Annotated in this window: 14 protein-coding genes; 10 read left to right on the forward strand and 4 right to left on the reverse strand. The window is 68.8% G+C overall.

Annotation, left to right across the window (positions count from 1 at the left end):
• Positions 1 to 85 precede the first annotated feature (85 nt).
• Both HGK58_RS12725 and HGK58_RS12730 read left to right on the forward strand, forming a co-directional pair.
• Positions 86 to 310 carry a DUF3107 domain-containing protein gene (locus HGK58_RS12725; protein WP_168627984.1) on the forward strand — a complete coding sequence of 75 codons (225 nt, stop codon included), beginning with the start codon at positions 86 to 88 and terminating at the stop codon, positions 308 to 310.
• A gap of 1 nt (position 311) precedes the next feature.
• Entirely contained in the window at positions 312 to 602 is a 291-nt protein-coding gene (locus tag HGK58_RS12730) for a hypothetical protein (protein WP_168627985.1), read from the forward strand.
• A gap of 126 nt (positions 603 to 728) precedes the next feature.
• Here the strand turns inward: HGK58_RS12730 and HGK58_RS12735 are convergent, their stop codons facing one another.
• Positions 729 to 1,448 (reverse strand): ferritin-like fold-containing protein, encoded by a 720-nt coding sequence (locus HGK58_RS12735; protein WP_168627986.1) that lies wholly within the window; start codon positions 1,446 to 1,448, stop codon positions 729 to 731.
• A 117-nt stretch (positions 1,449 to 1,565) separates the two neighbouring features.
• On the opposite strand from HGK58_RS12735, the gene HGK58_RS12740 reads away from it, so the two are divergent.
• Positions 1,566 to 2,981 (forward strand): DEAD/DEAH box helicase, encoded by a 1,416-nt coding sequence (locus tag HGK58_RS12740; RefSeq protein WP_168627987.1) that lies wholly within the window; start codon positions 1,566 to 1,568, stop codon positions 2,979 to 2,981.
• 156 nt (positions 2,982 to 3,137) lie between these two features.
• Here HGK58_RS12740 and HGK58_RS12745 read toward each other — a convergent pair whose 3' ends face one another.
• On the reverse strand, positions 3,138 to 3,986 hold the full coding sequence (locus HGK58_RS12745) for a PHP domain-containing protein (RefSeq protein ID WP_168627988.1): 849 nt from the start codon (positions 3,984 to 3,986) through the stop codon (positions 3,138 to 3,140).
• 41 nt (positions 3,987 to 4,027) lie between these two features.
• Between HGK58_RS12745 and HGK58_RS12750 the strand changes: the two genes are divergently transcribed.
• Entirely contained in the window at positions 4,028 to 5,047 is a 1,020-nt protein-coding gene (locus tag HGK58_RS12750; RefSeq protein WP_168627989.1) for an endonuclease/exonuclease/phosphatase family protein, read from the forward strand.
• Positions 5,048 to 5,050: 3 nt separating this feature from the next.
• Entirely contained in the window at positions 5,051 to 6,523 is a 1,473-nt protein-coding gene (locus HGK58_RS12755) for an aminopeptidase P family protein (protein ID WP_168627990.1), read from the forward strand.
• Positions 6,524 to 6,624: 101 nt separating this feature from the next.
• On the opposite strand, the gene HGK58_RS12760 is transcribed toward HGK58_RS12755, so the two are convergent.
• Positions 6,625 to 7,125: a general stress protein gene (locus tag HGK58_RS12760; RefSeq protein WP_227411683.1), complete on the reverse strand. Its 501-nt coding sequence runs from the start codon at positions 7,123 to 7,125 to the stop codon at positions 6,625 to 6,627.
• A gap of 28 nt (positions 7,126 to 7,153) precedes the next feature.
• Here HGK58_RS12760 and HGK58_RS12765 point away from each other — a divergent pair, with 28 nt between their 5' ends.
• Genes HGK58_RS12765 through HGK58_RS12775 form a run of 3 tightly spaced genes read left to right on the forward strand, consistent with a single transcriptional unit; the run spans position 7,154 to position 10,075 of the window.
• Positions 7,154 to 8,473: a CBS domain-containing protein gene (locus HGK58_RS12765; protein WP_168627991.1), complete on the forward strand. Its 1,320-nt coding sequence runs from the start codon at positions 7,154 to 7,156 to the stop codon at positions 8,471 to 8,473.
• Entirely contained in the window at positions 8,463 to 8,978 is a 516-nt protein-coding gene (locus tag HGK58_RS12770; protein WP_168627992.1) for a DUF1003 domain-containing protein, read from the forward strand. The genes HGK58_RS12765 and HGK58_RS12770 overlap by 11 nt, the downstream gene beginning before the upstream one ends.
• Positions 8,975 to 10,075: a P-loop NTPase gene (locus tag HGK58_RS12775; protein ID WP_246865565.1), complete on the forward strand. Its 1,101-nt coding sequence runs from the start codon at positions 8,975 to 8,977 to the stop codon at positions 10,073 to 10,075. Before HGK58_RS12770 ends, HGK58_RS12775 begins: the two co-directional genes overlap by 4 nt.
• Before the next feature lie 27 nt (positions 10,076 to 10,102).
• Here the strand turns inward: HGK58_RS12775 and HGK58_RS12780 are convergent, their stop codons facing one another.
• Entirely contained in the window at positions 10,103 to 10,753 is a 651-nt protein-coding gene (locus tag HGK58_RS12780; RefSeq protein WP_168627993.1) for a DUF4386 family protein, read from the reverse strand.
• Between the two features lie 206 nt (positions 10,754 to 10,959).
• On the opposite strand from HGK58_RS12780, the gene HGK58_RS12785 reads away from it, so the two are divergent.
• Both HGK58_RS12785 and HGK58_RS12790 read left to right on the forward strand, forming a co-directional pair.
• On the forward strand, positions 10,960 to 12,105 hold the full coding sequence (locus HGK58_RS12785; protein ID WP_168627994.1) for a histidine kinase: 1,146 nt from the start codon (positions 10,960 to 10,962) through the stop codon (positions 12,103 to 12,105).
• Positions 12,102 to 12,761, forward strand: a complete 660-nt coding sequence (locus tag HGK58_RS12790; RefSeq protein ID WP_168627995.1) for a response regulator transcription factor — start codon at positions 12,102 to 12,104, stop codon at positions 12,759 to 12,761. Before HGK58_RS12785 ends, HGK58_RS12790 begins: the two co-directional genes overlap by 4 nt.

A 12,761-nucleotide genomic window follows, 5' to 3' on the forward strand; every position in this document is an offset into this window, starting at 1 on the left:
CGGTAACGGACACCGGCGACACGACCGGTTCAGCCGACAACGAACGGCGAGCCGGGCGGATGCGAATCTGTCGTACTCTGGGCGAGTGGAGATTCGCATTGGCATCATCAACAGCGCCCGAGAGTTGAACTTCGAGTCGAACCAGCCCGCGGCCGAGATCGAATCGATCGTGCGGACCGCGCTCGACACCGACGCCAAGTACTTCAAGCTGGCCGATGACAGGGGGCGCGAGTTCCTGATCCCGGTGGCCGGACTGGCCTACGTCGAGGTCGGTTCCGAGGCGTCACGTCGCGTCGGATTCGTCGCCTGACATGGAACTCCTGTTCGTCATGGTGATCGGGGCGTCGATCGGCGGCATCCTGCGTTACCTGCTGCCCGGACGTGACACGTACGGCATCCTGCTGCTCCCGGCGATCGGCTCGGCCGTCTCCGGCGCGGTCTGGGCGGCGCTCACCTGGGTCGGGCTGACCTTCGACGGCGGCTGGATCTGGGTGGCGAGCCTCGCGGCCGGCACCATCGCCTCTGTGCTCGTCGCGCTCTGGCTTCCGAAGGCGCGCGAGCGGGGCGACGCTGCCCTCTACGAGCGCCTCAGCCGCCCGTAACGCTTCCCCCCAACGTATGGGGCTCGCGCGGGTGCACCTTCCACGCGCGCGTCAAATTCGACCAGCGCGTGGGTGTTCGACCCGCGCGTGGAATTCCGGATGCGCGGACGAACCCGCGCGAGGCGCTCAGGCCGTGAGGCCGAGGTCATCCATCCGGCGCGTGTGATCGGCGATGAGTTCGGTGAACACCGGCTCGAGGCGCTCGTCGGTCGTCAGGGTGTTCTCCGGCAGCGCGAGGGCGGAGCGCGCGATGAGCAGCGTGTCACCCACGAGCCTGCGGCCCCACAACGCCAACCGCGACGCGAGCTTCGGATCGGTGTCGATGGCGGCCGACAGTTCGGTGGCGAGCAGCTCCTGGTCCTCCTGCCCGCCAAGGATGGTGCGCATCCGCTGCGGGTAGTCGCCGTGCAGTCCCTCGGCGAGCCGCACGAAGCAGTCGTCGAGTATGCCCGCCGAGACATATGCGGTCATGAGCATCTCGTACCAGTCGCTGCCCAGGGTGCGGTTGTGGAAGTGGTCGACGGATGTGGCGTACGGCTCCATCGCTTCGCCCGCATCGACGCCGAGTCGCTCCAGTTCGACGACGATCGCCTGCTGACGCTGCAGGATCAGCGATGTCGCCCGGCTCACCGCCTCTTTGGCCTTGGTCGTCGGCGCTGAAGCGACCGCCTTGCCGAGGGTTTGGAATACCGAGAGCTGGATATATGCCGCGTGAGCGAGGTAGCGCTCGAGCGGTGGCGTCAGTTCGCTGATGTCAACCCGGTTGACCGGAAGATCGCTGTGGCGACGGGGCCGAAGTCGCGACGTCGGTTTGCGCCTGCCAAGCCACGGGAATCGTTTCGCCACTCGCCACAGCCTACCGGCAGTGTGCAGAGTAGACTGTCCTCCGGCCCCAATTAGGACGGGGCCATTGTGCCCCACGAGAAAACGGGCGCAACTTTCGACCCAGACGGGGCATATAACTTGACATTCTCAGCACTCGGCGTTGACCAGGACATGGTTGACGCCCTTGCCGCACGCGGCATCACCGAACCCTTCCCCATCCAGACGCAGACCATTCCCATGGGTCTCGGCGGTCAGGACATCATCGGGCAGGCCAAGACCGGCACCGGCAAGACCCTCGGGTTCGGCCTGCCGCTCCTGCAGGAGCTCGGCCCCGACCCGGAGCCCGGCGTGCAGGCGCTCGTCGTGGTCCCGACGCGCGAACTGTGCGTACAGGTCGCCGAAGACCTGGTCACCGCCGCATCGAATCGGCCCACCAAGGTCGTCGCGATCTACGGCGGCAAGGCCTACGAGGGCCAGATCGAGCAGCTCAAGGACGGCGCACAGGTCGTCGTCGGCACGCCGGGTCGCCTGCTCGACCTCGCCAGCCAGCGCATGCTGAGCCTGAAGAACGTCAAGGTGATGGTGCTCGACGAGGCCGACAAGATGCTCGACCTTGGCTTCCTCGGCGACATCGAGAAGCTGTTCGCGCAGACCGACCCGACCCGCCACACCATGCTGTTCTCGGCAACCATGCCCGGCCCGATCGTCGCGCTCGCGCGTCGTTTCATGAACCGGCCCATTCACATCCGTCACACCGATCCGGATGAGGGACTCACACAGGCGAACATCCGCCACATCGTCTACCGCGCGCACTCGCTGGACAAGGACGAGGTGATCGGCCGCATTCTGCAGGCCGAGGGACGCGGCAAGACCGTCGTCTTCACGCGCACCAAGCGCGCCGCCGCGAAGCTGGTCGAGGAACTCAACGACCGCGGCTTCAACGCTGCGGCGGTGCACGGCGACCTCAACCAGGAGCAGCGCGAACGGGCGATGGCCGCCTTCAAGGCCGGCAAGAAGGACATCCTGATCGCAACGGATGTCGCGGCGCGCGGCATCGACGTCGACGACGTCACGCACGTGATCAACCACACGGTTCCGGATGACCCTGACACCTACCTGCACCGTGCCGGCCGCACCGGACGCGCGGGCAAGACCGGCATCGCCGTCACCTTCGTCGACTGGGACGACCTGCACAAGTGGTCGCTCATCAACCGCGGCCTGGACATGGGCATGCCGGAGCCGGTGGAGACCTACTCGTCGTCTCCGCACCTGTTCGAGGACCTGAACATCCCGGCCGGCTCGAAGGGCCGCCTCAAGCACACGCCGCCGGCGCGGCGCGAGGAGGGTGAGCGCCAGCCCCGCGAGCACGCGGAGGGCGGCGAGCGCCCGGCACGGTCGCGCCAGCGCAACCGCACCCGCGGCGGACGCCCGGCCGAGCAGCAGCCCGCCGCCAAGGAGCCGGGTGCCGGAACGCATGACGGCACGACGCCAGCGCGTCGCCGTCAGCGCCGCCGCCGCCCGTCCGGCGACAAGTCCACTCCGCCGGCCGCGTAGGCGGCCGCGTCAACCGCGCCAGTTCCGGACGGGCGCGCAGTTCCGGACGCGCGCGCAGTTCCGGACAGGGGCGCGTGTTCGCCCAGGCGCTGCACCTCCGGACGCACGCACCCGGTGCGCCGGGCGCGGATGTCCGGTACGGGCGCGAATTACGGATCAGGCGAACGGGGCCGACCCGGTGCCCTCGGCGATGATCCGCTCCAGCACCTCCGGCTCTGTGGTGTTCTCCGCGAGCCGGTTCGGCTTGCCGTCGCCGTGGTAGTCGCTTGACCCGGTCACCGCGAGCCCGAACTTCTCGGCGAAGCGCGCGAGCTTCCGCTTGCCGGACTCGGTGTTCTCCCGGTGGTGCAGCTCGAGCCCGAACAGTCCGGCGTCGACCAGCTCAGCGAGGCTGCGTTCGTCAAGGACCGACAGGGCTCCCCGCGTCCCCGGATGCGCGAGCACCGGCACCCCGCCTGCCGCGCGCACCATCCGCACCGCCTCGAGCGGGTCCGGCGCGTAGTGCGGCACCGAGTAGCCATGCCGGGGGTGCAGGATGCCTTCGAACGCGGCACTGCGATCCAGCGCGTGCCCGCGCGCGACCAGCGCGTCGGCGATGTGCGGGCGTCCCACCGTCGCCCCGTCCGTGGTCTGGGCGACGACATCCGCCCACTCGATCGCGAAGTCGGCGGCCAGCCGGGAGACGATCGTCTCGGCGCGCTTCAGCCGCGACTCCCGGATGCGCAGCGTCTCCTCCCGCAGGTCGACGTCCTCCGGATCGATGAGATAGCCGAGCAGGTGAATGCTCATCCAATCTCGCCGGGTGCTGAACTCCATCCCCGGGATCACGGTCAGCCCGGTGCCGGATGCCGCAGCGGCCGCTTCCTCCCACCCGGCGGTCGAATCGTGGTCGGTGATGGCGACCACGCCCAGCCCGGCGTCGATCGCGGCTCGCACCAACTCGGCAGGCGTCTCAGTGCCGTCTGAGACGTTGCTGTGAGTATGCAGATCGATCGGTTGCCGCATTCAGCAACTCTACGTCGCCGTACCGGTACTCTCATGAGGCCATGATTCGCCGTGTTCTCGCCGCCGTTGTGCTCGCAGTGGTCGGCCTGGTGCTGCTCGGTTTCGCGTGGCCACAGCTGTTCGGCCTGCAGGATGCGCCGTTCTTCGCCCAGGTCGTCTCGCTGCGCGCGCTGGCTGGGCTGTGCGCTGTTCTCGGTCTGGCGGTGCTGCTCCTGGTCGCGCTCCTCGTGCCCGCCGCCCGCCGGTTCTGCATGGCCTTGTCGGCGCTGCTCGCCCTCTTCATCGGCATCTCGGCGGCGGTGCTCGGCACCCGCGGCTTCGGCGACACCGCCTTCGAGGAGAAGCAGCCCGGCGACGTCACCGTGCTCGCCTGGAACACCCTCGGCGACGCCCCCGGCGCCGAGGAGATCGCACGAGTCGCGCTGGAAACCGGCGCCGACATCGTCTCACTGCCGGAAACCACCGCGCAGACCGCGGTCGCGGTCGCCGAACTCATGCGCGACAGCGGCAGGCCGATGTGGGTGCACTCGCTCGCCTACGACCTCATCTCGAAGGCCCGGTCGACGTCGCTGTTGACCAGCGTGGAGCTGGGCCAATACACGTCCGATCCGCATGCGCGCACGACGAGCGTGCTGCCGACCCTGGTTGCAACCCCGCTGAACGGCGACGGCCCGACGATCGTCGCGGTGCACGCCGTGTCCCCCACCACCATCCAGTTGCAGAACTGGCGCGAAGACCTGCAGTTGATCGCCGACCTCTGCAACGGCAGCAACGTCATCATGGCGGGCGACTTCAACGCGACCCTGGACCACTTCAGCAACTATGGGCATCCGGATGGCGGCGACCTCGGCGCGTGCTACAACGGCGCCGACGCCACCGGCAACGCCGCCGTCGGAACCTGGCCGACCACGCTTCCCGCGCTGGTCGGCGCGCCCATCGACCACGTGATGGCCACCGACAATTGGCGGGCGACCGGCGGTGCCGTGATCCAAACGGTCGACAATGCCGGCAGCGACCACCGCCCCATCGTGGTGCAGCTCAGTCGCACTGAGGGAGAATAGAGCATGGCCGAATCCAAGAACCCCGCTCCCCGCGCGACCAGCAACCGCTCCACGACGCCCGGCAGCGACGTCTTCAAGAGCTACATCTCGCAGCACTGGGCCGACCGGGAGGACAGCGTTCCGTCACCGCGCGAGCACGCGCTGTTCGCGGCGAAGCGGCGCGCCCGGATTTCCGAGTTGTACCCGGGCAAGCGGCTGATCATCCCGGCCGGGGCCGCGAAGGTGCGGTCCAACGACACCGACTACGCCTACCGCGCGCACTCCGCGTTCGCCCACCTGACCGGCTGGGGCTCCGATTCCGAGCCGGGCTCTGTGCTCGTGCTCGAGCCGACCGGCTACGGCCACGAGGCGACCCTCTACTTCCGGGAGCGGGCCGGCCGCGACTCCGACGAGTTCTACGCCAATCCGGACATCGGCGAGTTCTGGATCGGGGCGCGCCCGTCGCTCGCGCAGGTCGCCGGTGACCTCGGCATCGAGTCACGCGGCATCGCCGACTTGGAGAGCGTGATCGACAGCGTCGACGCGGACACGCTCATCGTGCGTGAGGCCGATCGTGACCTCACCGACCAGATCGACGGGCGTCGGCTGTTGGCGGCGGATGCCGAGTCGGTCGACAACGATGGGGATGCGCAGCTCGCACGTGACCTCTCCGAGTTGCGTCTGGTCAAGGACGAGTTCGAGGTCGAGCAGATGCGCCTCGCCGTCGCCGCGACGAAGAAGGGCTTCGACGATGTCATCGCCGACCGTCCGGAGATCATCGCGCACCCGCGCGGTGAGCGGCTGGTCGAGGGGACCTTCAACCGGCGCGCACGCGCGGAGGGCAACACGGTCGGCTACGACACGATTGCGGCATCCGGCGCGCACGCGTGCATCCTGCACTGGACCCGCAACGACGGCCCGGTGCGTGAGGGCGACCTGATCCTGCTGGACGCGGGCATCGAATTGGACAGCTACTACACCGCCGACATCACCCGCACCCTGCCGATCAACGGCACCTTCACCGACGTGCAGCGCACGGTGTACGAGGCCGTGCTGGAGGCGGCGGATGCAGCGTTCGCGATCGTGCGTCCCGGCATCCGGTTCCGGGAGATCCACCAGACGGCGATGGCGGTCATCGCGCGCAAGACGGCCGAGTGGGGGCTGCTGCCGGTGTCGGCCGAGGAGTCGATCGAGCCGGATGCGCAGTACCACCGCCGGTACATGGTGCACGGCACCAGCCACCACCTGGGGATGGACGTGCACGACTGCGCGCAGGCGCGACGCGACATGTACCTGGACGGCGTGCTCGAGCCGGGCATGGTGTTCACCATCGAGCCCGGCCTGTACTTCCAGCCGGATGACCTGACGGTGCCAGAGGAGTTCCGCGGCATCGGGGTGCGGATCGAGGACAACATCCTGGTGACCGCCGACGGCGCCGAGAACCTGTCCATCGGGATCCCGCGCACCGTCGACGACGTCGAAGCGTGGCTGCGCTGAGACCCCGCCAGTTCATCGAGTCGGGAGTTGTGGCCCTTATCCGCGCGTCAAAACGGCAACAACTCCCGACTCAATGACGGGCCCACTCAAATGACGCGGCACTACGGCGCGGCGCGGGTCAGGAGTTCCTGAGCCCGGATGGTGAACGCCGGGTCCACGATGACCTCATAGCGGCTGGCGACCACCTGGTTGGTGGAGGTGAAGTCGCGCCGACGGCGGTTCAGCGAGTAGCTGACGAGGCCGAACATCATCCCGAAGCCCGCTCCGATGAGCACCGCCGCACCGATGTAGAGCACCGCGTTCGGGGTCGGCGTGAAGATGAACAGCAGCAAACCGAAGAACAGCCCGAGCCACGCGCCGCTCGCGGCGCCGGCCAGCGCCGCCCTGCCGTACGACATCGAACCGGTCACCCGCTCTACCGACCTCAGGTCGCTGCCGACGATGGAAATGTGCTTCACCGGGAATTCGGCCTTCACCAGACGATCGACGACCGCCTGCGCCTCCTCATAGCTGTCGAAACCGCCGAGCACGTCCCCTTTGGGAACCGTGGGCAAAAGCCGCCCACGACGCGGCACACCACTCTGACTCGTCACCTCAGTCATTCTTCCATGCGGCGGGTACGGTTATAGCGTGAACGCCACCAGAGTCTTCGTCGCCAGGCTCGCCGGCAGCGCGGTCTTCGACCCGGCCGGCGACAAGGTCGGGCGCGTGCTCGACGTGCTCGTCGTGTACCGCCGAAAGCTGGCTCCGCGCGTGGTCGGTTTCGTCGTTGAAGTCCCCGGACGTCGTCGCATCTTCCTCTCCATCGGCCGGGTGACGAGCATCGGCAGCGGGCAGGTCATCACCACTGGGCTGATCAACCTGCGCCGCTTCGAGCAGCGCGGCGGCGAGGTGCGTGTGATCGCGGAGATGCTCGGCCGCAATGTGACCCTCGCCGATGGGTCGGGCACCGCGACCATCGAGGACATCGCGATCGAAGAGGCGGCGCCCGGCGAATGGGCGATCGGCGAGCTGTTCCTGCGCCGGCCGAAGACCAGCCCATCGCCGTTCGCCAAGGGCTCGACCGTGTTCGCCCGCTGGGAGGAGGTCCGCGAGCGCACTCACCCAGGCGAGGCCCAGTCGTCCAGCCAGCTGCTGGCCACCTACGAAGACCTGCTGCCGGCCGACCTCGCCAATGCACTCCTCGACCTGCCAGAACAGCGGATGCTCGAGATTGCCGAGGAACTCAGCGACGACCGACTGGCCGACGTGCTCGAGGAGATGCCGGAGACAGAGCAGGTCGAGATCCTGAACAACCTTCCGGATGCCCGTGCAGCGGACGTCCTCGACCAGATGCAGCCGGATGACGCCGCCGACCTGATCGCCCAGCTGAGCGAGGAACGCGGCGAGACCCTCCTCGAGCTCATGGAGCCGGAGGAGGCGGAGGACGTCCGGATGCTCCTCGCCTACGCCCCGGACACCGCCGGCGGTCTGATGACGACCGAGCCGGTGATCGTCTCGGCCGACACGACCGTTGCGGAGGGCCTCGCCCTCATCCGGCGCGCCGACCTGGCCCCCACCCTCGGTGCCGCCATCTGCGTGACCCTGCCGCCGTACGAACCGCCGACCGGGCGCTTCCTCGGTGTCGTCCACTTCCAGCGGATGCTGCGCTACCCGCCCATGGAACGGCTGGGCACCATCCTGGACCAGAAGCTCGACCCCGTGCGCGCCGATACGTCGGCGGCGGAGGTCAGCCGCATCCTCGCCAGCTACGACCTGGTCTCCGTGCCGGTCGTCGATGATCAGCACCACCTCGTGGGCGTCGTCACCATCGACGACGTGCTCGACTACCTGCTGCCTGAGGACTGGCGAAGTCACGACGAGGATGAGCCCGCGAAGCTCATCCGCGCGGATACCAGCCCGATCAGTGTGGTGAACAGGCCGAAGAGGAGGACGACCGATGGCACGTGACAACCGTGACGACCTCTCCTCGCCGAAGGGTCTGCGCGGTCCCTTCGTGCACCGGCTCGGCCAGCCCAGCGATCGGTTCGGCCGGTTCACCGAGTCCGTCGCGCGCGCAATGGGCACCCCCTGGTTCCTGCTCGCGCTCACCCTGTTCTGCGGCGCGTGGCTCCTCTACAACGTGATCGCCCCGGTGCAGTGGCGCTTCGACTCCGCCGCGCTCGGGTTCACCGCGCTCACCCTGATCCTGTCGCTGCAGGCGTCCTACGCTGCACCGCTCATCCTGCTCGCGCAGAACCGGCAGGACGACCGCGACCGAGTGCAGATCGAACAGGACCGGCAGCGCGCAGAGCGCAACCTTGCCGACACCGAGTACCTGGCGCGTGAGGTCGTCGCCCTCCGGCTCATGGTGCGCGACCTGGCGAGCAAGGACTTCATCCGCGCCGAGCTGCGTGCCCTGCTCGAGGAGTTGGAGCGCGACAAAGACACCGAGAAGGCGGAGACCGACGGTTGACTGACCTGGTCGCATCCGTCCGCTCCGCCCTCACCCGGGTCATCGATCCCGAGATTCGCAAGCCGATTGCCGAGCTCGGGATGATCGGTGGCGTCGCGGTCAGCGATTCGCATGCGACGGTCGACATCAAGCTGACGATCGTCGGATGCCCGGCGGCCGACACGATCGAACGCGATGTGCGTGAGGCGGCGGGCTCGGTCGCGGGGATCACGGCTGTCACGGTGAACGTGTCCGTCATGTCCCCGGAGGAGCGCACCGCGCTCACCGAGCGGCTGCACGGCGCACGCCGCGGCAGTCAGTTCCCGCCCGACTCGCTGACCCGCATCTACGCGATCACGAGCGGCAAGGGCGGTGTCGGCAAGTCGACACTCACCGCGAACCTCGGCGTCGCGCTCGCGGCCCGCGGACTGCGCGTCGGCATCGTCGACGCCGACGTGTTCGGCTTCTCGATCCCCGGCATCCTGGGCCTCGCCAACGCCAAGCCGACCAAGGTCGGCGACATGATCCTGCCGCCGATCGCGCACGACGTGAAGGTCATCTCGATCGGGATGTTCGTCGATGGCTCCGGCACCGCCGTCGCCTGGCGCGGGCCGATGCTGCACCGCACGATCAACCAGTTCCTCACCGACGTGTATTTCGGCGACCTGGACGTGCTGCTGCTCGACCTGCCGCCGGGCACCGGCGACGTGGCGATCTCGATCGGGCAGCTGCTGCCGCAGGCCGAGGTGGTCGTGGTGACCACACCGCAGGCAGCCGCAGCTGACGTTGCCGAGCGCAGCGGCGTCGTCGCCCGCAAGACAGGGCAGCAGGTGATCGGCGTTGTGGAGAACATGGCCGGGCTGGTGCAACCGGATGGCACGGTGCTCGACCTGTTCGGAACCGGCGGCGGTGCGGCGACAGCGGAGCGCCTCGGGGTGCCGCTGCTCACGTCGGTGCCACTCAGCGTGCCGCTGCGCGAGGGAGGCGACACGGGCGCTCCCGTGGTGCTGACGCATTCGGATGACCCGGCCGCCCGAGCGATCACCGACCTGGCCGCAACGCTCGCGGTGCGCCCGCGCGGCCTCGCCGGCCGGAAACTCGGCCTACGCGTCACCTGACCGCGGCTGCCCCTGCCGGCCCGCCCGTCAGGCGTTGGCCGCCTCGGAGGGCAACGCGTCGGGTGCGGGCACCTGCGGCATCGCCAGCAGCCGGAGCGCGATCCCGCCGAAGCCGACCGTGAGGAGCGCGTACAGCGCGATGCCATCGAACGGCGTTGGTGCGACGAACTCGGAAACCAGTCCGAGGATCACCACGATGCTCGCCCACAGCGGCGCCAAGCCGGCGCGCCAGAGCGCGATGACCAGCAGAATCGTGCCGATCTCGGTGAGCACCAGCATCGGCAGCAGGACCGCCGTGAACCCAACGCCCTCGAACAGCGCCTCGGAGAGCGCCCCCGCGCCGGCACGATCCTCGGCCTGCGCCATCGGAAGCTGCGACATCACCATGCCGACGATGGCATTGTGCATGACCCAGCCGACGGCTGCCGCGAGTGCCGCCGCGGCGCCCCACCGGGATCCGCGCTCGGCAAGCCGCCTTCGCAACGCGAGCACCGCAAGCACGAACAACGTGAACGACACCAGCAGCAGCAGGTTGGCGACGAGGAACCTGGTCGACTCAGCCTCGATCACCCCCAGTCGCGCTGCGCCGTCAGCCGGCAGCTCCGGAAGCGTCAGGGTGGCGGCGAGGCCGAAGATCGGTGCAGCGATGAGGGCGATAGCGCCCGCGCGGTGCGACATGGAAACTCCTTTGTCGAGGTGAATCGGAACACCTCACGGTACGGACGGCCCGGAACGCTGTCGTCGGCTGACGCGGCGAACCCGGTACGACCCTGGTCGTACACGCTCTACCCCCACGGTCGATGGCCCGGTGGCGCATCCGTTGGTACGGTGATCGAATGTCGCAGCCGGGTCGAGGATTCAGCCGGCTTCCGCGTGGGCGTTCGATGCCCCGCATTCGCCCGTGGATTGTCGATCTCGTGCTGGCCGGCCTGCTTGTGGCGGCGGGATTCGTCCAACTCGCCAGCGACGGCTCTCTGACTGAATTCGGCGTGCTCGGAATGCTGGGAATGACACTTCCGGTGGCCTGGCGGCACACCGCCCCGTTCACCGCCGTCACGGTCGGCTGGAGCGTCCTGCTCCTAGAGGAGGGCTTCGGCGGGGACATCACCAGTCAGGGCTACGGCGCGGTGATCGCGCTCATCCTGACGCTCTACACAGCCGCGGCGCACACCGAACGACGGCGCGCTCTCGCCGCCCTCGCTGTCGCACTGCTCTGCGACTGGCTCGCCGTCGCACTCGCCGACGAACCGTCCGTCGCCAGCTTCGCATTCACCACCCTCATCGTGATCGCTCCCTGGGGCGCAGGCCGCATCATCCGGGATCGCCAGCAGCACATCGACGAATTGCGCTCGCTGTCCGCCGCACTCGAGCGAGAGCGCGAGGAACGCGTGCGCGAGGCGACGATCGCCGAGCGCGAGCGGATGGGGCGGGAGATGCACGACGTGCTCACGCACACGCTGAGCGTGATGGTCGTGCAACTGGGTGCCGTCACCCGGATCCTGGAACGCGACCCGATCGCGGCTCGGTCGACCATCGAGTCGGTGCGTTCTACCGGCAAGGATGCGCTGGCCGAGCTGCGCTTCCTGCTCGGTCTGAAGTCCACCGGGTCGGGGCCGGGGAGCGCGCCGAATCCGGGCCTGGCGCGGATCGAAGAACTTGCAGAGGCGATGCGCCGCTCCGGTCTTCCCACCGACATTTGCCTCGACATTCGAGACGGTTGTGTCGAGCGGCTGCCCCAGCCGATCGACCTCGCGGCGTACCGGATCGTGCAAGAGGCGCTCACCAACACGCTCCGTCATGCCCCTGGCGCCAGCGCAACCGTGACGATCGGCATCACCGGCGATCGCCTCGACGTGCTGGTCTCCGACACCGGCGGGCAACCGCGCCAGCCGTCGGCAACCGGGGGCGGTCACGGCATCGACGGCATGCGAGCACGAGCGCGACTCTGCGGCGGCGAGCTGACGGCAGCGCCGGATCCGACCGGCGGGTTCACGGTGCGCGCACTGTTGCCGACCGGAGCGACGGCGTGATCCGCGTCCTCGTGGCCGACGACCACCCGCTCGTCCGCAGCGGATTCCGCATGATCCTCGAATCGGAGCCCGACCTCGAGGTCGTCGGCGAGGCGGCGCACGGCGGCGAGGTGATCGATTATCTGCGCAGCCACAGCGTCGACGTCGTGCTCATGGACATCCGGATGCCGCAGGTCGACGGTCTGGAGGCGATCCGCACCCTAGCGGCGCAGGGCATTGCGGCCAAGGTGCTGGTGCTGACGACCTTCGACGCCGACGAGTACGTGCACGAGGCGCTGCGCGCCGGAGCGAGCGGATTCCTGCTGAAGGATGTCGATCCGGTCGACCTGGTGCACGCCGTACGCACTGTTGCCCGGGGCGGTGCGCTCCTGGCGCCCGGGGTGACGCGCAGGCTTGTTGAGCGGTTCACCCGCGGGCCGGCGCCCGGCGCACTGGACCCCTCGCTGCGCGTGCTGACCGAGCGGGAGCTCGAGGTCTTCACCCTGGTGGCGCGCGGGCTCTCGAACGCCCAGTGCGCCGCGCGCCTCTCGATCAGCGCGGCCACCGTGAAGACCCATGTGACGCGCATCTTCGCGAAGCTGAATCTGCGCGACCGGGCACAGGCGGTGGTGCTCGGCTACGAGTCCGGGCTGGTTCGGCCCGGCGACCCGGTGTGA

The organism is Cryobacterium sp. BB307, from assembly GCF_012274275.1.
In the GTDB taxonomy this organism is placed as follows: domain Bacteria; phylum Actinomycetota; class Actinomycetes; order Actinomycetales; family Microbacteriaceae; genus Terrimesophilobacter.